Source organism: Rhizobium laguerreae, assembly GCF_002008165.1.
GTDB classification, from domain to species: domain Bacteria; phylum Pseudomonadota; class Alphaproteobacteria; order Rhizobiales; family Rhizobiaceae; genus Rhizobium; species Rhizobium laguerreae.
Genome location: NZ_MRDM01000014.1, coordinates 1,372,116 through 1,394,265, shown reverse-complemented (window position 1 = coordinate 1,394,265; position 22,150 = coordinate 1,372,116). Strand labels below are relative to the sequence as shown.

The window sequence follows — 22,150 nt, the reverse complement described above, 5'->3', positions numbered from 1 at the left end:
TTTTAATTCCTCAATCAGCCAACCGAATCCAGAAGGAATAGGATCATGAGCAAGCAAGTCATCGTCATCACCGGCGCTTCCAGCGGTTTCGGCGCTCTCACCGCCCGCGCGCTCGCCAAGGCCGGCCACACCGTCTATGCCGGCATGCGTGCCACCGAAGGCCGCAACGCTCACGCCGTCGCCGATGCGGCTGAATTCGCCAGGGACAACAGCGTCGATCTGCACTCGGTCGAACTCGACGTCGCCTCCGACGCGTCGGTTGTATCAGGCATCGCCAAGATCATCGTCGAGGCAGGCCGCCTCGATGTCATCATTCACAATGCCGGCCATATGTCCTTCGGCCCGGCCGAAGCCTTCACGCCGGAACAGTTCGCCGAGCTTTTCGACATCAACGTGCTCTCCACCCAGCGCGTGAACCGAGCAGCACTTCCGCATCTCCGCAAGCAGGGCAGGGGCCTGGTGGTCTGGGTATCGTCGTCGAGCAGCCGCGGTGGCACGCCTCCCTATCTCTCGCCCTACTTTGCCGCCAAGGCGGCGATGGATTCACTTGCCGTCTCCTATGCGGGCGAGCTTACCCGCTGGGGCATCGAGACCTCGATCATCGTGCCCGGCGCCTTCACCAAGGGCACCAACCATTTCGCCCATTCCGGCTCGCCTGATGATACGGCCCGCGCCGCCGAATACAATGAAGGACCCTACAAGGGCGTGCCGGAACAGGCGCTGCAAGGCCTGGCAGCGCTCGAACCTGCGGACGCCGATGCCGGCGCGGTTGCCGCGGCCATCGTCAATGTCGTCGGCAAGCCGTTTGGCACCCGGCCATTCCGCGTCCATATTGATCCGTCCGAGGACGGCGCCGAGATCGTCAACGGCGTCGCCGACCGTGTCCGCGCGGAATTGTTCCGCCGCATCGGCCTTGAGGACTTGCTGAAGCCGGCTGTCGGGAATTGAAATCCGGTCCGCCACCGCGCGCGGGGCGACCGCGCGGGAACATGGGAGCCGAGCCGTCATCGCAAATATGTGAACGCGATTGCGGAATTTTCCCTTATAATCCTGCGGAGAGTGCGTATATCTGCTCTATCGCGAGAGAGCGGAATTCCCTGCCGCTCTCTTTGCGAACCTCCAGCGCCTGCCGCGCCCTTGCTACGGTGCGACAGGCTTGATGTTCAAAGTTGCAGATTGCGGCCCGTCGAAGGTTTCCCCCGCCTTCCGGGCCGTATTTGTCTTGGCGCTCAGACGTCGTTCAGTTTCGCCTCGACCAGAAGTTTCACCAGCCAGTCGACGAAGACGCGGACCTTGTTGCTGAGGTGGCGGTTCGGCGGATAGACGACATAGAGCGGCAGCGGATCGCGACGCCAATCCGGCAGCACGCGAATGAGTTCGCCCCTTGCCATCGGCTCGCGTGCCATGAAGATCGGCACCTGCGCGATGCCGAGGCCGGTCAGCGCCGCCGTTAGATAGGTGCGGCTATCGTTGACCGAGGCGATGTAACGCGGACTGGTCTCGATCACCTCGTTGTGCCGGCGGAATTCGAAAGGCAGCGTCCGGTTGTTCTGGGCGCGAAAATAGTTGACGGTGTAATGATCCGCCTCCAGATCCTCGGGCCGCTCGGGCATGCCGAATTTCTGGATGTAGTCCGGAGAAGCGCAGGTGATCATCTCGACTTCGGAGACGCGCCGCGCAATCAGCGACTGGTCGGTCGGCGTGCCGGCGCGTAGCGCGCAATCGACATTTTCTGCAAGGTAATCGACCGTGCGGTCGCCGACGCCGAGGTCGATGCGGATGTCCGGATAACGCTGATAGAAATCGCAAAGTGCCGGAACGACGATCCAATCGGCGAAAGCGCCGGCCATCTCGACACGCAGCCGTCCGCTCGGCAAGCTCTGCGAATTGGAGAGGCTGCCGTCAAGCTCCTCCAGTTCCGAAATGATCTGGGCGGCGCGTTCGTAATAAAGCGCGCCGTCTGTGGTCACCATGACCCGGCGCGTGGTCCGATTCAAAAGCTTGGTACGCAGATGCGCTTCCAGGCCCTGGATGAGATTGGTCACCGTCGCCTTGGGCATGGCGAGCATGTCGGCGGCGCGGGTGAAATTGCCCGTCTCCACAACACGAATGAAGACGCGCATTGCCGAGAGCTGATCCATCGGTTTCAAATCCGCAGTTTGCGTTGCACCATTGTTCGAGATCTGGAACAGTGTTATCGCGTTATAGCTTCTTATTCCTTGGTTGGAATAACAATATCTTTTTTGTGCAAAATGCAAGCGGCGGACGTTGTCTGCTTGTCGCCGATACAGAAGAGACCGGAAGTATGACGGTGGAATGGAAAGATATGATGCTGGATAAGGTGGCCATCGGCCCCGTTTCCGCACGCATCTACCAGGGCGCCGATTACGGCAAGGGTCCGCCGATCGTGCTTTACCTGCATGGCGGCGCCTTTCTGGATAGCGACAAACACGTCGACCGGCCGGTGGCGATGAGCCTTGCCATGGCCGGTGCCATCGTCGTTGCCGCCGATTACAGCAGCCTTTCCGGCAATCTGTTTCCAAAGGCGCTGGAAGTCTCTTTCTCCGTTTTCACCTATCTCGCCAACAAACGCGCCGGTCTCGGCGACCGCAAGTCGCTGCTCTTCGTCGCCGGCGAGGAGGCGGGCGGCAATGTTGCCGCCGGCGTGGCGCTGAAGGCGCGCGACCAGATGCCGGACGCGCTCGACGGCCAGGTTCTGATTTCGCCGCTGCTCGATCCTTTCATGGGTACGTCCTCGATCCGCAAGGCTGAAGCCATCGGCATGCGCCAGCGCTGGACGGAAGGTTGGAGCCACTATCTGAGCGGCGGCGGTTGCCACCCTTATGCGGCGCCTTGCCTCTGTTCGCGTATTTCAGGCGTCGCGCCGGCGCTGATATTTACCGCCGAGGATGATCCTCTGCACGACGAAACGATTGGTTACGGTGTCCGCCTGAAACAGGCTGGCGTCGGTGTGCGCCAGCATGTCCTTCCCGCCGGGACGGGCTGGCCCTCGATTTATGGTGGGAAATCCGAGGGAGTGCCGGACTGGCAGGAAAACGTCAGCCGCCATTTCGGAAGCTTCCTTCGGGAGGTAAGCGTCCAACCGCAATTGCATTGAAGAAGACCTGATATTTCGGCGGCTTAGAGCCGCAAGGAGAGTACTAATGACGTCCAGAAGTAAGCGCTGGGCCCTGATGGGCGCCGGCATAGCCCTTATTGCGTCCATTTCCGGCGCTGCATTGTTTTTCGAATTGCCGATGAGCACGACCGCCACGGCCGCTTCCGCCCCCGCGCAGGCTCCCGCTGTGCCGGTGACGGTTGCCGTCGTCGCGGCGCGCGACGTGACGGCCTGGGAAAGTTTCTCCGGCCGTCTCGAAGCGGTCGACCGGGTGCAGGTGCGTTCCCGTGTCGCCGGCGCCATCCTTTCGGTGGCCTTCCGCGAAGGGGCGCTGGTCAAGCAGGGCGACCTGCTCTTCACCATCGACCCGGCTCCCTACCAGGCGAGCGTGGCGCAGGCGCAGGGCCAGGTCGCTTCGGCCGAGGCCAAGGTCAGCCTGGCGCAGACCGAACTCGATCGCGGCCGCAGGCTTTCCGACAACCGCACCATCTCCCAGAGCGATCTCGATCAGCGCCAGAGTTCGCTGGCTGAGGCTCAGGCGGGGCTGCGTTCGGCGCAGGCTGCCCTGCAGTCAGCTCAGCTCGATCTCGATTACACTCAAGTGCGGGCTCCGGTTTCCGGCCGCATCGGCAAGATCGAGGTGACTGCCGGTAACCTCGTCGCGGCCGGTTCGACCTCGCCGGCGCTGACGACGCTCGTTTCGGTCGATCCGATCTATGCAAGCTTCAATGCCAGCGAAGAGATGGTGACGCGCGCGCTTGCCCAGCTTCCGCAGACGGAAAGCGCCCTGCCTCCCGTCGAGCAGATCCCGGTCGAAGTCGGCACGCTGACCGACAGCGGCACGCCGATCAAGGGCAAGCTGCAACTAATCGACAACGAGGTCGATGCATCAAGCGGCACGATCGGCGTTCGCGCCGTCTTCGATAATCCGGGCGGGCGTCTCATCCCCGGCCAGTTCGTGCGGGTGCGCATGGGCCAGCCGAAGGCCGAGAACAAGATCGTCATCAGTGACCGCGCCGTCGGCACGGACCAGGACAAGAAGTTCGTCTTCGTCGTCGATGGCGAGAACAAGGTCGCCTATCGGCAGGTCCAGCTCGGCACAGTGGCTGACGGTCAGCGGGTGGTCGAAGGCGGCCTGAACGTCGGCGAGAAGATCGTCGTCAACGGTCTGCAGCGCATCCGTCCGGGCGCAGTCGTCGCGCCTCAGATGGAAGAGAAGGTCGCGACCGCGCAGTAAAGACTTTCGCCTTCCCTGAGGGGGAGGGCCAATACTCGAAATGATACGACCCGCCGGCGGCTCCCAAACCGCCGGAGAGGGACTTTGCATCCATGTTCACCCCGGAGAGGGCTTTGATATGAACATCTCCAGATTCTTTGTCGACCGCCCGGTCTTTGCCGGCGTTCTTTCGGTCCTCATCCTGGTTGCCGGCCTGATCGGCCTGCGCGCGCTGCCGATTTCCGAATATCCGGAGGTCGTGCCGCCGTCGATCGTCGTGCGCGCTACCTATCCCGGCGCCAACCCAAGCGTCATCGCCGAAACGGTGGCGACGCCGCTCGAAGAGCAGATCAACGGCGTCGAAGGCATGCTCTATATGGCCAGCCAGGCGACATCGGACGGCGTGCTCAACGTCACCGTTACCTTCAAGCTCGGCACCGACCCCGACAAGGCGCAGCAGCTCGTACAGAACCGCGTTTCACAGGCCGAACCGCGCCTGCCGGCGGAAGTCCGTTCGCTCGGCATCACGACAGTCAAGAGCTCACCCAACTTCATCATGGTCGTCAACCTCGTCTCCGACGGGAACAATCACGACATCACCTATCTTCGCAATTACGCGACCCTGAACGTCAAGGATCGGCTCGCCCGCATCGCAGGCGTCGGTCAGGTGCAGGTCTTCGGCGCCGGCGACTATTCCATGCGTGTCTGGATTGACCCGCAGAAGGCCGCCGAGCACAATCTTGCCGCCAGCGACATCAGCAGCGCGATCAGTTCCCAGAACATCCAGGCCGCCGCCGGTATCATCGGCGCATCGCCGAGCCAGCCCGGTGTGGACCTGCAGCTCAACGTCAATGCCCAGGGCCGCCTGCGCACGCCCGAGGAGTTCGGCAACATCATCGTCAAGACAGGCGCCAATGGCGAGATCACCCGCCTTCGCGATGTCGCCCGCATCGAGCTCGGTGCTGCGGACTACACGCTGCGTTCGCTGCTCGACGGCAAGCCGGCCGTCGCCGTCGCCGTTCTTCAGGCGCCGGGTTCGAATGCGATCGAGATCGCGGACAATGTGAACGCGACCATGGATCAGCTGCAGCTCGCCATGCCTGAGGGCGTCAAATACGAGATCGTCTACGATACGACGAAATTCGTGCGGGCCTCGATCGAGAAGGTCATCGACACGCTGCTCGAAGCCATCGCGCTCGTCGTCCTCGTCGTCATCCTGTTCCTGCAGACGTGGCGCGCCTCGATCATCCCGCTGATCGCCGTTCCTGTCTCGATCGTCGGCACTTTCGCGGTCATGTATGTCTTCGGCTTCTCGATCAACGCGCTCAGTCTGTTCGGGCTGGTGCTTGCGATCGGCATCGTCGTCGACGACGCGATCGTGGTGGTCGAAAACGTTGAGCGCAATATCGAGGAAGGCCTGTCGCCGCGGGCTGCCACCTACAAGGCGATGAGGGAAGTCTCCGGTCCGATCGTCGCAATCGCGCTGGTGCTCGTCGCGGTCTTCGTGCCGCTTGCTTTCATCTCCGGTCTGTCGGGTCAGTTCTACCGCCAGTTCGCACTGACGATCGCGATTTCGACCGTCATCTCGGCCTTCAACTCGCTCACCCTGTCTCCGGCGCTGGCAGCCCTTCTCCTGAAGAGCCATGATCAGCCGAAGGACTGGCTGACGCGGTTCATGGACGCTATCTTCGGCTGGTTCTTCCGCGGCTTCAATCGTGTCTTCGGCGCGGGCTCGAATGCCTACGGCAAGGGCGTTGGCGGGCTGTTGTCGCGCAAGAGCATCGTCATGGTGATCTATCTGGCGCTGGTCGGTGCGACCTACAGCCTGTTCAGCACGGTCCCCGGCGGCTTCGTGCCATCGCAGGACAAACAGTATCTGATCGGCTTTGCCCAGTTGCCGGATGCCGCAAGCCTCGACCGCACGGAAGACGTCATCAAGCGCATGACCGACATCGCGCTGGCGCAGCCGGGCGTTGCCAATGCAATTGCCTTCCCGGGCCTGTCGATCAACGGCTTCACCAACTCCTCGAATGCCGGCATCGTCTTCGTGACGCTGAAGGACTTCGAAGAGCGCAAGACGCCTGATCTCTCGGGCGGCGCAATCGCCATGGCGCTGAACCAGAAGTTCGGCGTCATCCAGGATGCCTTCATCGCCATGTTCCCGCCGCCGCCGGTCAACGGTCTCGGCACGACGGGCGGTTTCAAGCTGCAGATCGAGGATCGTGCCGGCCTCGGCAACCAGGCGCTCGACGAAGCGACCAAGGCCGTGCTTGCAAAAGCCTACCAGACGCCTGAGCTCGCCGGGCTGTTCTCCAGCTTCCAGATCAACGTGCCGCAGCTCTATGCCGATCTCGACCGTGCCAAGGCCGAGCAGCTCGGGGTTTCCGTCACCGACGTCTTCCAGACGCTGCAGATCTATCTCGGTTCGCTCTATGTGAACGACTTCAACGCCTTCGGCCGCACCTACAGCGTCCGTGTGCAGGCCGATGCGAAATTCCGCGCCCAGCCGGAAGATATCGGCCAGTTGAAGGTCCGGTCGGCATCGGGTGAGATGATCCCGCTTTCGGCCCTCTTGAAGGTGGAGCCAAGCACCGGTCCTGAGCGTGCAAACCGCTACAACGGCTTCCTTGCCGCCGATATCAACGGCGGTCCGGCACCGGGCTTCTCGTCGGGGCAGGCGCAGGCGGCAATCGAGAAGATTCTTCACGAGACCCTGCCTGCGGGCATCGACTTCGAATGGACGGATCTGACCTATCAGCAGATCCTGGCCGGCAATTCGAGCATCGTCGTCTTCCCCTTGGCACTGTTGCTCGTCTTCCTGGTGCTGGCCGCCCAGTATGAAAGCCTGACGCTGCCGCTTGCGATCATCATGATCGTGCCGATGGGCGTGCTGGCTGCGCTGACCGGCGTCTGGCTCACCGGTGGAGACAACAACATCTTCACCCAGATCGGTCTTGTCGTGCTTGTCGGTCTATCGGCGAAGAACGCGATCCTGATCGTGGAATTCGCCCGCGAACTGGAATTCGAGGGAAGGACACCGCGGGAGGCCGCGATCGAGGCCAGCCGCCTTCGCCTTCGCCCGATCCTCATGACCTCGCTCGCCTTCATCATGGGTGTCGTGCCGCTCGTCGTCTCTACAGGCGCCGGCGCGGAAATGCGCGCCGCCATGGGTGTCGCGGTCTTCTCGGGCATGATCGGCGTGACCTTCTTCGGCATCTTCATGACGCCGGTGTTCTATGTGCTGCTGCGGCGGCTGACGGGCAACCGTCCGCTCATCCAGCACAAGCCGGACGAACACAAGGAAGAAGAGGCGGAGGTCATCCGGCTCGCGGCGGAATAAACGGAATTCAACCTTCCTTTGTCGAGTAAATCGGGCGGGAACTTCGGTTCTCGCCCGTATCGTTTTCAGGGAGTGCGCGCGGCCTTCCGACAACGCCCTCCAGGGCATGTGACAAAAATGCGTTACGTCCGTCAAAACGGTTTGCAACGATGGGCGAGGGGACTATCAAAGACGGACAACAGTTGGGAGGACTGAATGACGAGTTCGAGAGAAGGTCATGACGGCAGGCGGATCGCCTTTCTCGGCACCGGCCTGATGGGCGCGCCGATGGCTCGCCGGCTGCTTGGCGCGGGCTTTGCCGTCACCGTCTGGAATCGTGATCCCGGCAAGGCCGAGCCGCTTGCGGGAGACGGCGCGATCTGCGCGAAAACACCTGATGATGCCGTCTCGGGCGCCGACGTCGTCATCACCATGCTCACCAACGCCGAGGCGGTGAAGGACGTGTTGTTCGACCGCGGAGCGGCCGATGCGATGACGCCTGGCACAACCGTCATCGACATGAGTTCGATTGCCCCGCATTTCGCCCGCGACCATTCGGCGAGGCTTGCCGACCGCGACATCCATCATGTCGATGCGCCGGTATCAGGCGGTGTCGTCGGCGCAGAAGCGGGTACGCTTGCGATCATGGCGGGCGGCGACAAGGACGTGGTCGACGGGCTTGCGGATGTCTTTGCGCCGATGGGGCGGGTGACCCGCGTCGGTCCAAGCGGGGCGGGTCAGCTTGCCAAGCTTGCCAACCAGCAGATCGTCGCGGTGACGATCGGCGCCGTCGCCGAAGCGATGATGCTGATCGAAGCGGGCGGCGGCTCGCAGGCGGCCTTCCGGGACGCCATTCGCGGCGGCTTTGCCGAGAGCCGTATCCTGGAACTGCACGGCAAGCGCATGGTCGAGCGGCAGTTTACGCCAGGCGGTTCGTCCAGCAACCAGCTGAAGGATCTGAACGCCGCCATGGAGACGGCCAAGTCCCTGTCGTTGACGCTGCCGCTGACTGCGGCGGTATATGCCGAATTCAGCGAATTCGTCGCCAATGGCAATGGCGAAAAGGATCACAGCGGCCTGCTCCTCCATCTCGAAGAGAAGAATGCCCGGCCGGGAGGAAAGAAGTGACGGACAGCCATTCGCCGAAGCGGCGCCTACGTTCGCAGGACTGGTTCGATAATCCCGATCATATCGACATGGCAGCGCTCTATCTCGAGCGCTTCATGAATTACGGCATCACGCCGGAAGAACTGCGCTCCGGCAAACCGGTCATCGGGATTGCCCAGAGCGGCAGTGATCTTACGCCCTGCAACAGGGTGCATGTCGAGCTTGCCAAACGCGTGCGCGACGGCATTCGCGATGCCGGCGGCATTCCGATCGAGTTTCCGACACATCCGATCTTCGAGAATTGCAAGCGCCCGACAGCCGCACTCGACCGCAATCTCGCCTATCTCGGCCTCGTCGAAATCCTCTACGGCTATCCGCTCGACGGTGTCGTGCTGACCACCGGCTGCGACAAGACCACGCCTTCGGCGATCATGGCGGCTTCGACGGTCGATATCCCGGCGATCGTGCTCTCCGGCGGCCCGATGCTCGACGGCTGGCACGAGGGGGAGCTGGCGGGCTCCGGCACGGTGATCTGGCGGATGCGGCGGAAATATGCGGCAGGCGAGATCGATCGGGAAGAATTTCTTCAGGCGGCGCTCGATTCTGCGCCTTCCGTCGGCCACTGCAATACGATGGGCACCGCTTCGACGATGAATGCGCTGGCCGAGGCGCTCGGCTTGTCGCTGACCGGCTGTGGCGCCATTCCGGCCGCTTACCGCGAACGCGGCCAGATGGCCTACCGCACCGGGCGACGCGCCGTCGAAATCGTGTTCGAGGACCTGAAGCCGTCGGATATCCTGACGCGCGAGGCTTTCCTGAATGCGATCCGCACCAATTCGGCGATCGGCGGTTCGACCAACGCGCAGCCGCATCTGGCCGCGATGGCGAAGCACGCCGGCGTCGAACTCTATCCCGACGACTGGCAGGTGCATGGCTTCGATATCCCGCTGCTGGCCAATGTCCAGCCGGCGGGCGCCTATCTCGGCGAGCGCTTTCATCGTGCCGGCGGTACGCCGGCGATCATGTGGGAGCTGTTGCAGGCCGGAAAGCTCGATGGCAACTGTCGCACGGTGACGGGCAGGACGATGGCCGAGAACCTGGAGGGCAAGGAAGCGCGCGACCGCGAGGTCATCACGCCGTTCGCTGAGCCGCTGAAGGAGCGGGCGGGCTTCCTCGTTCTCAAGGGCAATCTCTTCGATTTCGCGATCATGAAGATGAGCGTGGTCTCGGAGGACTTCCGCCGGCGCTATCTTGAGGAACCCGGGCGAGAAGGCGTCTTCGAGGGCAAGGCGGTGGTCTTCGACGGTTCCGAGGACTATCATAAGCGCATCAACGATCCCGAACTCGGCATTGACGAAAATACCATCCTCGTCATCCGCGGCGCCGGGCCGATCGGCTGGCCGGGTTCGGCTGAGGTCGTCAACATGCAGCCGCCGGATCATCTCCTGAAGCGCGGCATCCGAAGCCTGCCGACGATCGGCGACGGCCGCCAATCGGGCACGGCGGACAGTCCCTCGATCCTCAACGCCTCGCCGGAAAGCGCCGCCGGCGGCGGCCTTGCCTGGCTTCGTACCGGCGATATCATCCGCATCGACTTCAACAACGGGCGCTGCGACATGTTGGTCGAGGACGCCGAGATCGACCGACGCAAGGGCGATGGCATCCCGCCAGTGCCGGCGGATGCGACGCCATGGCAGCAGATCTACCGCCGCTCGGTTACGCAGTTGTCGGACGGCGCGGTGCTGGAGGGAGCGACCGAATTCCGCCAGATCGCAAAAAACCCGCCGCGGCACAACCACTGATCTTGATGGTGCCGCAGACTGCAAGTCCTTTGATCCAAAAGGGGAAAGTCGTAACGAACAGTTCACCTAGTCACTAGTTCGGTCATCAGGACAAGGCTTCATTAATGCCGGATTGAGACCATATTGCCGTTATGCAAGCTTCTAAGGCTGGGACCGCGTTGCCAGAGAAAAAAGCCACACGATCCGAACACGAGTTTCAGGATCTTCTGCGTCGGCTCGAACTCGCTCTCGATGCATCCAGGATCGGTGTCTGGGAGCACAGCATCGAGCAGGACGGGATCTTGTGGGATGCGCAGATGCATCGTCTCTACGAGACCGGCGAGACCTGCCGGCTGGTGACGGCATCGCTTTGGTCGAATGCCATCCATCCCGATGATCGAGAGCGGGCCGAACGCGACTTCGAGCAGGCGATCGCGACGCGCGGCGCCTATAACTCACAATTCCGGATCGTGCTGCCGAGCGGCGAAATCCGCCATCTGCGTTCGCGCGCGCATTTCTATGTCGATGCGGAAGGTCTTCCCTCCTTCATCGGCGCCGAATGGGATGTGACGGCCGACGTAATGCTCAACGCGGAACTCGCGCGGCAGAAGGTGGTGGCCGAAGCGAGGGCGCTGGCGCTGGAAGAAAGCAATGCCCGCATCGAGCATGTCGCCGATCACGACTATCTCACCGGCCTGCCGAACCGGCGCCTTCTCGACAAGCGGCTGGCGGAGCTGCCGGCCGACAAGAGCATCACGACGCTTGGCGTGCTGCATCTCGACCTCGACCAGTTCAAGCAGATCAACGACAGCCACGGTCATGCGGCAGGCGACGCTGTGCTCAGGGCCGCGGCTCTTCGCATCACCGCTGCCATTCCTGCGAATGGCATGGTCGCCCGTGTCGGCGGCGATGAATTCGTCATCGTGCTGGTCAATTTCACCGATCTCACCGAGCTGAAGCTGATCACTGAAGACGTCCAGCGTCGGCTGCGGAAGAAGATCCGCTGGGGCCAGGAGATGCTGCAATCCGGCGCCTCGATCGGCGTTTCCTGGAGCGGCGATCGGCGGGCGCGCAACCTGCTTGCCGAATCCGACCTGGCGCTCTACCAGGCCAAGAAGCTCGGGCGCAACCGCGTCGAATTCTTCACACGGCAATTGCAGGAGGATCTGCGCTCCAAGCGTCGCCTCGCTGAAGAGCTGAAGCGCGGGCTGGAGCGCGGCGAGATCCTTCCCTATTATCAGGTGCAGCTCGACGCCCGGACGCGGGAGGTCATCGGCTTCGAGGCGCTGGCGCGCTGGAAACATCCCGAAAAGGGCGTGCTCGCCCCGGGGGTATTCCTGAAGATCGCCGACGAGCACGGGCTTGCGGCGGAGATCGACGCGGCGATCCTCAAAAGCGTTCTCGAAGACCGGCTGTTCTGGCTGTTGCGCGGCCTTGCAGTTCCGCGCATCGCCGTCAATATCTCGGCGTCGCGCCTTGCCGATCCGGCGTTGCTCGACAAGCTGAGGAAACTCGATATCCCGCCCGGCGTGATCGTCTTCGAACTTGTCGAGACGATTTTCCTCGACGACAGCGACGAAAAACTGCTCGCTCATATCGGCGATATCAAACAGATGGGCATCGACATCGAGATCGACGACTTTGGATCGGGCCATGCTTCGCTCATCGGTCTCGTCAAGCTGCGGCCGAAGCGGCTGAAGATCGACCGGCAGCTCGTCACCGAGGTCGTCAGCTCCGCCGAGCAGCGGCGCGTGGTGGGTTCTATCGTGGAAATCGCCAAGGCACTCGATGTCGAGGTGATCGCCGAGGGCATCGAGACCGAGGCGCATGCCGTCGTGCTGGCGCAGCTCGGCTGCGACGGCCTGCAGGGTTATGCGTTCGGTTATCCCGCACCGGCGACCGAGACAGAGCGTCTTTTCTCATCGACCACGAGCGGGATCGAAAAGCAGAAGACCGCAGTGCTAAACGGCCGGTGATCTGTCCGCGGGCGACTTTTCGGGCGCGGCGTTTTATTCGCATCGTTAGGAAGATAATTGGCGCGCAAGTAATTTTCTTGAGCTTGCAACGGCATTGTTTCATGGTAATGCGGAAACGAAGCTTTCTGTATTGCATCGAAAAATGATTATACGCGTCGTCAAGTCCATGAGCGCGGCTCTCCATCGTTCGCAGGTGCAATCGGGGGCTGGGGCCTGACAATTGCTTTGCCGTTGCCGGGATGGACTTGCGGGACATTCAATCTGGGAAAGTTGCATGAATTCGGAATTTGCCGTTCGTTCGATGCGGCCCGGCGAACTGGAACTCGTGCTCGAATGGGCGCGTCAGGAAGGCTGGAACCCTGGCCTCGACGATTCGCTTGCATTCAACGAGGCCGATCCGTCGGGATTTTTCGTCGGCGCCATCGGTGAAGTCCCCGTCGGCTCGATCTCGGTCGTCAAATATGGCGATAGCTTCGCCTTCCTGGGCCTCTACATCGTCCATCCCGATTTTCGCGGCAAGGGTTACGGCAAGGCGATCTGGGCGGCGGGCATCGCCAGCGCGGGAGATCGCACGATTGGTCTCGATGGCGTCGCCGCACAGCAGGACAACTACCGCAAGGCCGGCTTCGAACCCGCCTATTCCACCATTCGTTACGGCGGTGTCGCTACTTCCTTGCCGGTATCGACGCTTGTCGCGCAGCCGGTGCTGGATTCACGCCTCGAAGGCCTGCAGCGGTATGATTCGGCGATCTTTCCGCAGCCGCGGGATGCCTTTCTCGCTGCCTGGTGCACCGCCCGCAAGGGCCGTCGTTCGGCGGTGGTGCGCAAGAGCCACAAAATCCGCGGTTACGGCACGATCCGCCGCTGCTACGAGGGCTACAAGATCGGCCCGCTCTTTGCCAACGATGCCGACAGCGCCGCGGCGCTGCTTGCCGAATTGATCCCCGAGGCGAAGGGAGCCGCGGTCTTCATCGACATTCCCGCAGAGAACCGCGAGGCGGTCGCGCTTGCCGAAGGCATCGGCCTTCAACCGGTATTCGAGGCGACACGCATGTATCGCGGACCGGCACCGACCATCCCGCTGAAGCACGTCTTCGGCGTGACGACGCTGGAGCTTGGTTAAAGCCTTTCCTGACCAGAAAAAGGTTTTAATCCAAGGGTGAGGCGGGCACGGTCGGCGACGAAGCTTTCGGACGGCCCTTTTCGGCGATCGCGATGCCGCCCAAGGTCAGCACCAGTGCGATCACATGGAAGGACTGCAGCTGCTCGCCGATCAGGGCGACGGAGAGCAGCGTTCCGAACACCGGCACGAGATTGATGAAGAGGCCGGCGCGGTTGGCGCCGATTGCCACGACGCCCTTGATATAGAGGATCTGCGCCACCAGCGAGGGGAAGATCGCCGTGTAGAGAGTGATGACCCAGCCGGCCTGGTCCGGCCACTGGGCGGCACCCCGGCCGGCCTCCCAGAGGAGTAGCGGCAGCGAGGTCAGCATGGCGCCGAGCGCCGGGACCGCCATCAGCGTGCGCCAGTCGAGCGGCGGCTTCCAGCGCAGGAAGATCGTGTAGACCGAATAGGCGGCAATGGCGATCAGCATGAGCCCGTCGCCGCGGTTGAGGCTGAGTTGCAGCAGCGTTGCGAGGTCGCCATGCGCGGCGGTCAGAGCGACGCCGATCAGCGTCATGCCGAAACCGAGACATTGCGCCAGCGAGATGCCGGTACGGAAGAACATGAAATTCAGCAGGAAGATCAGCATCGGGATGCCGGCCTGCTCGATGGCGACGTTGATCGCCGTCGTATATTGCACGGCCGAATAAAGCATAGCGTTGAAAAGGGTGTAGCCGATGACGCCGTAGAAGAGGAGCAGCGGCAGGTTCTTCCTCACCACCGGCCAGTCCTTCCGCAGTTGCGGTACTGAAATTGCGGCGATCATTGCGACGGCGAGGAACCAGCGCAGGAAGGTCAGCATCATCGGGCTGATATGCCCGAGCGCGAGTTTGCCGGCGACGGAGTTGCCGCCCCAGCAGAGGGTGGCGATAACGAGACAGATATAGGCCGTGGCTTGCAAGAGCGTTCTTCCCGTCTTTCCGCGATCGCCGAGCGGCGTTTTGTGACGGGAAATAGCCTGTCGGCTGCTGATTTGTCACGTAAAAAGCCCAATCTACTGTGACAACAGGGTCGCTTTCCAAAAAACAAAGCTTTATAGATGCGCGGGTTTGAGCAGGTGCGCGGTTCCGCGCCGGTAACAGGAAGAGTTGGATGACGAACGTAGTCGTGGTCGGTTCGCAATGGGGTGACGAAGGCAAGGGCAAGATTGTCGACTGGCTTTCGGAGCGTGCGGATATCGTTGTGCGCTATCAGGGCGGACACAATGCCGGCCATACGCTCGTCATCGACGGCACCAGCTATAAGCTCTCGCTGCTGCCGTCCGGCGTCGTGCGCCCGGGCAAGATGGCCGTCATCGGCAACGGCGTCGTCGTCGATCCGCATGCGCTGATCGCCGAGATCGGCCGGCTGGAGGCACAGGGCGTGACGGTCACGCCTGACAATCTGCGCATTGCAGACAATGCGACGCTCATTCTTTCGCTGCATCGCGAGCTCGACGCCATGCGCGAGGATGCGGCGTCGAACAGCGGCACCAAGATCGGAACGACCCGTCGCGGCATCGGCCCGGCCTATGAAGACAAGGTCGGCCGCCGCGCCATCCGCGTCATGGATCTTGCCGATCTCGATAGTCTTTCCGGCAAGGTCGACCGTATTCTGACGCATCACAATGCGCTTCGCCGCGGCCTCGGCGTTGCCGAAGTCAGCCACCAGGCGATCATGGACGAACTGACCTCGGTCGCCGATCGGGTGCTGCCCTTCCGTGATACGGTCTGGCTCTTCCTCGACAAGGAGCGTCGCAAGGGCTCCCGTATCCTGTTCGAAGGCGCGCAAGGCACTCTGCTCGACATCGATCACGGCACCTATCCTTTCGTGACCTCGTCGAACACGGTGGCCGGTCAGGCCGCTGCCGGTTCCGGCATGGGACCCGGCTCGCTCGGCTATATCCTCGGTATCACCAAGGCCTATACGACGCGCGTCGGCGAAGGCCCGTTCCCGACCGAGCTGAAGGACGCGATCGGTGAGTTCCTTGGCGAAAAAGGTCATGAGTTCGGCGTGGTGACCGGACGCAAGCGGCGCTGCGGCTGGTTCGACGCCGCACTCGTGCGCCAATCGATCGCCACCAACGGCATCACGGGCATCGCGCTCACCAAGCTCGACGTGCTCGACGGGCTTGAGGAATTGAAAATCTGCGTCGGCTATATGCTCGACGGCGAACAGATTGATCATCTTCCCGCAAGCCAGGGAGCGCAAGCTAGAGTCGAACCGATCTACATCACCCTGGAGGGATGGAAGGAATCGACCGTCGGCGCCCGCAGTTGGGCGGATCTGCCGGCACAGGCGATCAAATATGTTCGCCAGGTCGAAGAGCTGATCGGGGCACCCGTTGCGCTCCTTTCCACCAGCCCGGAGCGGGATGACACGATACTTGTGACCGATCCGTTTGAGGATTAAGCTCACGGGTCACTGTGGAGGATGGTTCGGTAGAGTGCCGGACTTCTTGAGAAAGTACTGATGGCGGATTTTATTGCAGTCATTCGGCGGGCCGTCGACGGCCTGGCTGAAAATACCCCCGAGATGCGGGTGAAAGTCTACGAACGTGCCCGCGGCGCAGTGCAGCGGCAGCTCGAGAACATGAAGCCGCGTCCGCCGGAAGCCATGCTGCAACGCCAGCTCGAAAAGCTCGAGGCTGCCATCCGCGAAGTGGAAGGCGAACACTCCGAGGCGATGCCGCTCAATGAGCCGGTTGCGGCCGTCACCGCGGCGGAATCCTTCGAAGAACAAGCGGTTCCCGACGAAAGCGAACCGGCGTCGGCGCCGGAGACGGCTGCCGAGGAACCGGTCTACGAAGCCTATGTGGAACCGCAGGCGGCCGAGGCCGTAGACGAGCCCGATCACGTGGAGGCCGGCGCACCGGAGGAGGCTGAGGAAGAGGTCGCTGCCGAGGGGCCTCTTTCCCAGGAAACGCTCGTTTCCCCTGAAACATCCGTTCCCGCGGAAACACCGGTTTCGCCGGAAACATCCGGTCCGGCCGAAACATACTGGCATCCCTCTCAGGAGGAGGAAGCGCCGGCCGAGGAATGGCATGCCAGCGAGGCGCGCGACGTCGCTTCTGAAGACGTGCCGGCCGAACATGATGGCTGGGAAGCGCCAGCCTCCGAGCATCGCGACGAGCAAGCCGGCGAAGACCGTGCCGACGAGCAGCATCCCCTGGAAGCCGACGAGATCGCGGACGAACCTGCGGCGGTGGAAAGCGAGGAGCCGGAGGCCGAGGAGGCTTACGAGCCCGACGAGCCGCTGCAGCCGATCACTCGCGGCATAGACCACGCATCCAACCGCCTGGTGGAGCCGGTCGCCGATTTCGATCGTCCGCAGGAATTCGTCGAGCATAGCCGCGAGGAACCATTACAGGCCGAAGCTGCGGCGCATTTCGACCCCGTCTGGACCGAGCCCGTTGCCGAAACGCCGGCTCCGGCGCCCAAGGATGCAGAGACCGAATGGGCGGAAGAGGAACTGCGGCAATATTCGGAGACGGCGCCGGCGCCGATTACCGCCGATGCCTCGGCGCGCGCCTTCGAGGAGGTGATATCGAGCCTCGAAAAAGTGGCACCCGCCGCCGTCATGCCGGCCGCCAAGGAAAGTTTTTCCTGGGAGACGGCCGCCTTCGACGATCTGCCGCCGATCGAGGCCGGCAATAATAAGAAGACGCCGGTTGCCTCTCATTTCGACGATGTCGATATCTTCGCCGAAGTGCACAACGGCAAGCCGGCGCCTGCTAGCGGCGCGCCGAGCGAGGACTGGCGAGAGGCGAAGGCGCTGCGCGGCTACGACCGCCGCGGCTCTGTCGCCGCTGATGACGATGACGCCAATCCGTCGATGGATATCGATCAGATTGTTGCCTCCAAGCTGCAGGGCAAGAGCTTCCGTATGGAGCCGAAGCGCCGCCGCTTCGGCATCGGCACCGTGATCACGCTCATCTTCGCACTCATCCTGATCGGTGGCGGCGCCTATGCCGGCTGGACGAACAGAGAGGCGCTGGTGGCGATGGTCGACGGGCTCGTCAGCTCGGCACCGTCGCAGGCGACTAGGAACGATGCGGCAACGCCGCCGGATAGCTCAACGACACCTGCCCAGCCGAGCGCGGTGACGCCAGCCCAGCCAACCACACCAGGAGCGCAAAATACTCCAGCGGCGCCGGCGCTGCCGAACCCGCAGGTAGCGTCAGTGAACAATGACGGCGCTGCGGCCAATTCGAAATTCACCCAGCGGCTGCTGACCGATGGAACCGAGGTCGACAGTGGCCCGGCGACGGTGCCGGGAACGCCGACCGCGGAAGGAAAGTCGGTCGCCGAACAGAATGTCGCGGCAGCCGATACGCCGCCTGCCAGCGCGCAGGGCGATGCGGCACCCGCCGACACGCGGACGCCGAATGGCCCGGTGACATCGCCGCCGCAGACCGCGCCCGTCGGTTCGTCGCAAAAGATGTTCCTCTATGAGGAGCGCATCGGCCAGAGCTCGCCGACGGCGATCGAGGGATCGGTCGTCTGGAGCGTGCAGCACGAGGCCGGCCAGGATGGCCGGCAGGAGGCGACGGTGCAGGGCAATGTCACGGTTCCGGAGCGCAATCTCTCGGCTCTCGTCACCTTCAAGCGCAATTCCGATCCGTCGCTGCCGGCAAGCCATCTCGTCGAGATCGTCTTCTCGGTGCCGCCGAATTTCGAAGGTGGCAGCATCGACAGCGTCCAGCGCATCTCGATGAAGCGCACGGAGCAGGACCGCGGTGACGCGCTGATCGCGGTTCCGGCCAAGATCACCGACGATTTCCACATGATCGCGCTCAACGACTACCCTGATGCGCGCAAGGCCAATCTCGACCTGATGTCGACCCGCAACTGGATCGATATACCGATCACCTACCGCAATGGCCGCCGCGCGCTGCTGACGATGGAAAAGGGCGGTACGGGAACGGACGCCTTCAACACCGCGATCAAGGAGTGGACTGCGCTCGGAGATGTGTCGACGAGCCAGTGACGGTTTCCCGATCTTGGCGCGGTGCCGAGGCTGCGGACAAGGATGAATGAAAAAGAAAAGGCGGGCCGCAAGGACCCGCCTTCTTCAATTGTATCACGCGACAGGTTTATGCCGTGGCTTCGACAACCCGGACGGCCTTGGCGCGTTCCAGGGCTTCCTTTCGGACGGCGTCCTGCACCTTTTCGAAGGCGCGGACCTCGATCTGGCGAACGCGCTCGCGACTGATATCGAATTCAGTCGAAAGGTCTTCCAGGGTCACTGGATCCTCGGCGAGGCGGCGAGCCTCGAAGATGCGGCGTTCGCGCTCGTTCAGCACGCTCATCGCTTTCGCCAGCATGCGCCGGCGCGTGTCGAGCTCATCCTGTTCGATCAGCACGTCTTCCTGGCTGTCGTGGTCATCCACCAGCCAATCCTGCCATTGGCCGCCGTCACCTTCGGCTGCCTTGATCGGCGCGTTCAGCGAGGCGTCGCCGGAGAGGCGGCGGTTCATCGAAATGACCTCCTCCTCCGAGACCTTCAGCTTGGTGGCGATCTCCGAGACGTGCTCCGGCTTCAGGTCGCCGTCATCGATTGCCTGGATGCGGCCTTTCAGCCGGCGCAGGTTGAAGAACAGGCGCTTCTGGTTGGCGGTCGTGCCCATCTTCACCAGCGACCACGAACGCAGGATATATTCCTGGATCGAGGCCTTGATCCACCACATAGCATAGGTGGCGAGGCGGAAGCCGCGCTCGGCATCGAACTTCTTGACGGCCTGCATCAGGCCGACATTGCCTTCGGAGACGACTTCGCCGATCGGCAGGCCGTAACCGCGATAACCCATCGCGATCTTCGCAACGAGGCGCAGGTGGCTGGTGACGAGCTTGTGGGCGGCATCGCGGTCACCATGCTCGGCATAACGCTTGGCGAGCATGTATTCCTGCTGCGGCTCCAGCATCGGGAACTTGCGGATTTCGTCGAGGTAACGATTGAGACCGGCTTCACCGGCGGTAATGGACGGCAAGGTATTTCGGGCCATAGTGCACCCTCCTAAAGTGAATTCCGGTTCCCGATGGAAACGCATCCTCGCGTTAAAAAAGGCAAACCGGGACGTGCGGCTCTACTGCGAGCCCGCACTAAGTCAATATACAGATAAGTGTGGCGAAACGGCGGTTCAAGGTGCCGCTCACGCAGGTGTGAGTTGGGCAGGCGGCATTCGGAGCCCGGCTTTATCGCCGCAGCGCGTCGACCAGTTCGACCATATCATCCGGCAGCGGCACCTCGAAATGCATGATTTCACCGGTGCGGGGATGCTCGAACTGCAGCATGAAGGCATGCAGCGCCTGGCGGCCGAAGCCGTTGACGACCTTGCGGATCTCTTCGGGCAGGAGATTGGCCTTGGTCTTGAAGCCGGCACCGTAAACCGTGTCGCCGAGCAGCGGATGGCCGACATGGGCCATGTGGACACGGATCTGGTGGGTGCGCCCGGTTTCGAGGTGGCACTCGACCAGCGAGGCGAACGCGGTCGCGTCCGGCTTCTCATGGAAGCGCTCGATCACTTGGTAATGCGTGATCGCCTCGTCGGCGTCCTGACTGTCGGGGCGTTTGACGGCGCGGCGCGTGCGGTCGCCGGTGGCGCGCCCGAGCGGCGCGTCGACCGTGCCCGACAGTGAGCGGGGCCTGCCCCAGACGATTGCCTGATAGGCTCGCTCCAGCGGCATGGTGCGGCCATGGTCGGCAAATTGCAGCGACAGGTGGCGATGGGCAATGTCGTTCTTGGCGACGACCATGACGCCTGTCGTATCCTTGTCGAGACGGTGGACGATGCCGGGGCGGCGCACGCCGCCGATGCCGGAGAGCGTATCGCTGCAATGGTGGATCAGCGCGTTGACCAGCGTCCCCGTCCAGTTGCCGGCGCCGGGATGGACGACGAGACCGGAAGGTTTGGAGATGACGATGACGTCGTCGTCCTCATGGAGGATATCGAGCGGGATGTCCTCGCCCTGCGGCGTCGGGTCTTCCGGCTCGGGCAGCGTGAGTTCGAAACTGTCGCCGGTGCGCACCTTGCGCTGCGGGTCGGTGACGGGTTCGCCGCGCAGAAAAACCTGGCCGTCCTTGATCAGCGCCTTGATGCGGCTGCGCGAAAATTCCTCGCCGACCTGCGCCGTCAGCCAGGCGTCCAACCGGCCTTCGGCAGTTTCATCGGCGGTCAGGACTTTTCTATTGCCGGCTGCTTGTTTAAAGGGGTCGCTCAAGACGCTTCTTCTCCGACGTATTTTTTAGAACGGGACGCACAGATGACAGCAATCGAGCCAGACGACCAGGAAGAGAAGCCCCTTGATCCGGCGATGGAAAGTGTCCGGCGCAAGATGGTCCGCCTGCAGATCGTTTCCGGCGCCATCATGTTCGTGAGCCTTATGGCGGTCTTCGGCGCGGTTGTCTACAAGGTGATGCACAGCGAGCCGAAGGAGACGGCGTCGGCTGTTACCGCCTCCGGCGTGCCCTCGGATGCGCCGCTTGCGGCAACCGTTTCCCTGCCACTCGGCTTCAAGGTGCAGTCCACCTCGTTTTCGGCAGGGCAGCTTCTGTTCTACGGCGAAACGGTCGAGGGCAAGAACAAGGCGCTGGTCTACGATCTCAGGACCGGCCGCACCGTCGCCGACGTCACAGTTACGGGCAATTGAGGCCGGCATGGCCGCCGTCCCGATCGACATCGACAGCGCCGACGATCCGCACGTCGCTGAATTCCGCGAGATCCGCGAGCGTGACCTGACGGGCCGAGAGAACCGCTTCATCGCCGAAGGCACGGTCGTGCTGCGCATGCTCGCCGAGGCGCATGCGGCAGGCCGCGGCTTTTTCGCCGAGAAGATCCTGCTGCTGCGCAACCGCGTCGAGGGCGTGCTGCCCATCCTGGAGCGGTTTCCGGTCGATGTGCCGGTCTATGTCGCCGGGGCGGATGTGCTCGACGGCGTCGTCGGTTTCCATCTGCATCGCGGCGTTCTCGCGCTCGGCCGGCGACAGGACCGCGGCGAGGCGGCAATTCTCGACGCGCTGCCGGAACGGGCGCTGGTGCTCGTCGGCTGCGGTATTTCCAATCACGACAATGCCGGCTCGATGTTCCGCAATGCGGCGGCCTTCCGGGCGGATGCGGTGCTGCTCGACGAAACCTCCTGTGATCCACTCTACCGCAAGGCGCTGCGTGTCTCGGTCGGTTCGGTGCTGAGCGTTCCACACCGCCGCGGCGGCAAGGCGCTGGATGTACTCGTGGCGCTTGCCGAACAGGGCTTTGCCATCTGGACGCTTTCACCGCACGGCAAGACCGATATCCGCGCCATTCCGGCCTCGACGCGCATGGCGCTCGTCGTCGGCACCGAGGGCGAGGGGTTGCCGGAGGCGCTGCTTGCGCGGTTCCAGAGCGCGCGCATTCCACAGTCGGAGGAACTCGACAGCCTCAATGCCGCGACGGCGACGGGGATTGCGTTGTTTTCGATGGCCTCGGCGATGGGCCGGGTCTAACGCATATC

16 protein-coding genes are annotated in these 22,150 nt (G+C 62.8%); 12 read left to right on the top strand and 4 right to left on the bottom strand.

Annotated elements, in window-relative coordinates; all coding sequences use genetic code 11:
• The first annotated feature begins 45 nt into the window (after positions 1 to 45).
• Positions 46 to 948, top strand: a complete 903-nt coding sequence (locus BS630_RS22685; RefSeq protein ID WP_077979124.1) for an SDR family oxidoreductase — start codon at positions 46 to 48, stop codon at positions 946 to 948.
• 281 nt (positions 949 to 1,229) lie between these two features.
• On the opposite strand, the gene BS630_RS22680 is transcribed toward BS630_RS22685, so the two are convergent.
• Complete coding sequence (locus tag BS630_RS22680; RefSeq protein WP_077979123.1) at positions 1,230 to 2,141, bottom strand: LysR family transcriptional regulator; 912 nt, start codon at positions 2,139 to 2,141, stop codon at positions 1,230 to 1,232.
• Between the two features lie 164 nt (positions 2,142 to 2,305).
• Between BS630_RS22680 and BS630_RS22675 the strand changes: the two genes are divergently transcribed.
• The 7 genes from BS630_RS22675 to BS630_RS22645 all read left to right on the top strand — a co-directional run bounded on the left by BS630_RS22675 (position 2,306) and on the right by BS630_RS22645 (position 13,640).
• Positions 2,306 to 3,118 carry an alpha/beta hydrolase fold domain-containing protein gene (locus BS630_RS22675; RefSeq protein ID WP_077979122.1) on the top strand — a complete coding sequence of 271 codons (813 nt, stop codon included), beginning with the start codon at positions 2,306 to 2,308 and terminating at the stop codon, positions 3,116 to 3,118.
• 46 nt (positions 3,119 to 3,164) lie between these two features.
• Complete coding sequence (locus BS630_RS22670; RefSeq protein WP_077979121.1) at positions 3,165 to 4,355, top strand: efflux RND transporter periplasmic adaptor subunit; 1,191 nt, start codon at positions 3,165 to 3,167, stop codon at positions 4,353 to 4,355.
• Positions 4,356 to 4,473: 118 nt separating this feature from the next.
• Complete coding sequence (locus BS630_RS22665) at positions 4,474 to 7,674, top strand: efflux RND transporter permease subunit (RefSeq protein ID WP_077979120.1); 3,201 nt, start codon at positions 4,474 to 4,476, stop codon at positions 7,672 to 7,674.
• Positions 7,675 to 7,869: 195 nt separating this feature from the next.
• Positions 7,870 to 8,781, top strand: a complete 912-nt coding sequence (locus tag BS630_RS22660; protein WP_077979119.1) for an NAD(P)-dependent oxidoreductase — start codon at positions 7,870 to 7,872, stop codon at positions 8,779 to 8,781.
• Positions 8,778 to 10,562 (top strand): IlvD/Edd family dehydratase, encoded by a 1,785-nt coding sequence (locus BS630_RS22655; protein ID WP_077979118.1) that lies wholly within the window; start codon positions 8,778 to 8,780, stop codon positions 10,560 to 10,562. The genes BS630_RS22660 and BS630_RS22655 overlap by 4 nt, the downstream gene beginning before the upstream one ends.
• Before the next feature lie 131 nt (positions 10,563 to 10,693).
• Positions 10,694 to 12,517: a putative bifunctional diguanylate cyclase/phosphodiesterase gene (locus BS630_RS22650; RefSeq protein ID WP_077979117.1), complete on the top strand. Its 1,824-nt coding sequence runs from the start codon at positions 10,694 to 10,696 to the stop codon at positions 12,515 to 12,517.
• A 274-nt stretch (positions 12,518 to 12,791) separates the two neighbouring features.
• On the top strand, positions 12,792 to 13,640 hold the full coding sequence (locus BS630_RS22645; protein WP_077979116.1) for a GNAT family N-acetyltransferase: 849 nt from the start codon (positions 12,792 to 12,794) through the stop codon (positions 13,638 to 13,640).
• 25 nt (positions 13,641 to 13,665) lie between these two features.
• Here BS630_RS22645 and BS630_RS22640 read toward each other — a convergent pair whose 3' ends face one another.
• Entirely contained in the window at positions 13,666 to 14,583 is a 918-nt protein-coding gene (locus tag BS630_RS22640) for a DMT family transporter (RefSeq protein ID WP_077979115.1), read from the bottom strand.
• A gap of 191 nt (positions 14,584 to 14,774) precedes the next feature.
• Between BS630_RS22640 and BS630_RS22635 the strand changes: the two genes are divergently transcribed.
• Positions 14,775 to 16,073, top strand: coding sequence for an adenylosuccinate synthase (locus BS630_RS22635; protein ID WP_011653210.1), 1,299 nt, complete (start codon positions 14,775 to 14,777; stop codon positions 16,071 to 16,073).
• A gap of 60 nt (positions 16,074 to 16,133) precedes the next feature.
• Positions 16,134 to 18,650 (top strand): hypothetical protein, encoded by a 2,517-nt coding sequence (locus tag BS630_RS22630; protein WP_077979114.1) that lies wholly within the window; start codon positions 16,134 to 16,136, stop codon positions 18,648 to 18,650.
• Between the two features lie 106 nt (positions 18,651 to 18,756).
• Here BS630_RS22630 and rpoH read toward each other — a convergent pair whose 3' ends face one another.
• Together rpoH and BS630_RS22620 are read right to left on the bottom strand one after the other, a co-directional pair.
• The gene (gene rpoH, locus BS630_RS22625; protein ID WP_003561986.1) at positions 18,757 to 19,665 is read right to left on the bottom strand and encodes an RNA polymerase sigma factor RpoH; all 909 of its coding nucleotides are present in this window, start codon (positions 19,663 to 19,665) and stop codon (positions 18,757 to 18,759) included.
• A gap of 190 nt (positions 19,666 to 19,855) precedes the next feature.
• Positions 19,856 to 20,881: an RluA family pseudouridine synthase gene (locus BS630_RS22620; protein ID WP_077979113.1), complete on the bottom strand. Its 1,026-nt coding sequence runs from the start codon at positions 20,879 to 20,881 to the stop codon at positions 19,856 to 19,858.
• 42 nt (positions 20,882 to 20,923) lie between these two features.
• Between BS630_RS22620 and BS630_RS22615 the strand changes: the two genes are divergently transcribed.
• Positions 20,924 to 21,310 (top strand): hypothetical protein, encoded by a 387-nt coding sequence (locus tag BS630_RS22615; protein ID WP_003542374.1) that lies wholly within the window; start codon positions 20,924 to 20,926, stop codon positions 21,308 to 21,310.
• A 7-nt stretch (positions 21,311 to 21,317) separates the two neighbouring features.
• Positions 21,318 to 22,142, top strand: a complete 825-nt coding sequence (locus BS630_RS22610; protein ID WP_077979112.1) for a TrmH family RNA methyltransferase — start codon at positions 21,318 to 21,320, stop codon at positions 22,140 to 22,142.
• Positions 22,143 to 22,150: the final 8 nt, after the last annotated feature.

Bases quoted from the DNA above. Each gene is read 5' to 3' on its own strand.
- BS630_RS22685 (WP_077979124.1), top strand. From the start codon at position 46: ATGAGCAAGCAAGTCATCGTCATCACCGGCGCTTCCAGCGGTTTCGGC.
- BS630_RS22670 (WP_077979121.1), top strand. From the start codon at position 3,165: ATGACGTCCAGAAGTAAGCGCTGGGCCCTGATGGGCGCCGGCATAGCC.
- BS630_RS22630 (WP_077979114.1), top strand. From the start codon at position 16,134: ATGGCGGATTTTATTGCAGTCATTCGGCGGGCCGTCGACGGCCTGGCT.
- BS630_RS22650 (WP_077979117.1), top strand. From the start codon at position 10,694: ATGCAAGCTTCTAAGGCTGGGACCGCGTTGCCAGAGAAAAAAGCCACA.
- BS630_RS22675 (WP_077979122.1), top strand. From the start codon at position 2,306: ATGACGGTGGAATGGAAAGATATGATGCTGGATAAGGTGGCCATCGGC.
- BS630_RS22635 (WP_011653210.1), top strand. From the start codon at position 14,775: ATGACGAACGTAGTCGTGGTCGGTTCGCAATGGGGTGACGAAGGCAAG.
- BS630_RS22610 (WP_077979112.1), top strand. From the start codon at position 21,318: ATGGCCGCCGTCCCGATCGACATCGACAGCGCCGACGATCCGCACGTC.
- BS630_RS22680 (WP_077979123.1), bottom strand. From the start codon at position 2,141: ATGGATCAGCTCTCGGCAATGCGCGTCTTCATTCGTGTTGTGGAGACG.
- BS630_RS22645 (WP_077979116.1), top strand. From the start codon at position 12,792: ATGAATTCGGAATTTGCCGTTCGTTCGATGCGGCCCGGCGAACTGGAA.
- rpoH (WP_003561986.1), bottom strand. From the start codon at position 19,665: ATGGCCCGAAATACCTTGCCGTCCATTACCGCCGGTGAAGCCGGTCTC.
- BS630_RS22665 (WP_077979120.1), top strand. From the start codon at position 4,474: ATGAACATCTCCAGATTCTTTGTCGACCGCCCGGTCTTTGCCGGCGTT.
- BS630_RS22615 (WP_003542374.1), top strand. From the start codon at position 20,924: ATGACAGCAATCGAGCCAGACGACCAGGAAGAGAAGCCCCTTGATCCG.
- BS630_RS22660 (WP_077979119.1), top strand. From the start codon at position 7,870: ATGACGAGTTCGAGAGAAGGTCATGACGGCAGGCGGATCGCCTTTCTC.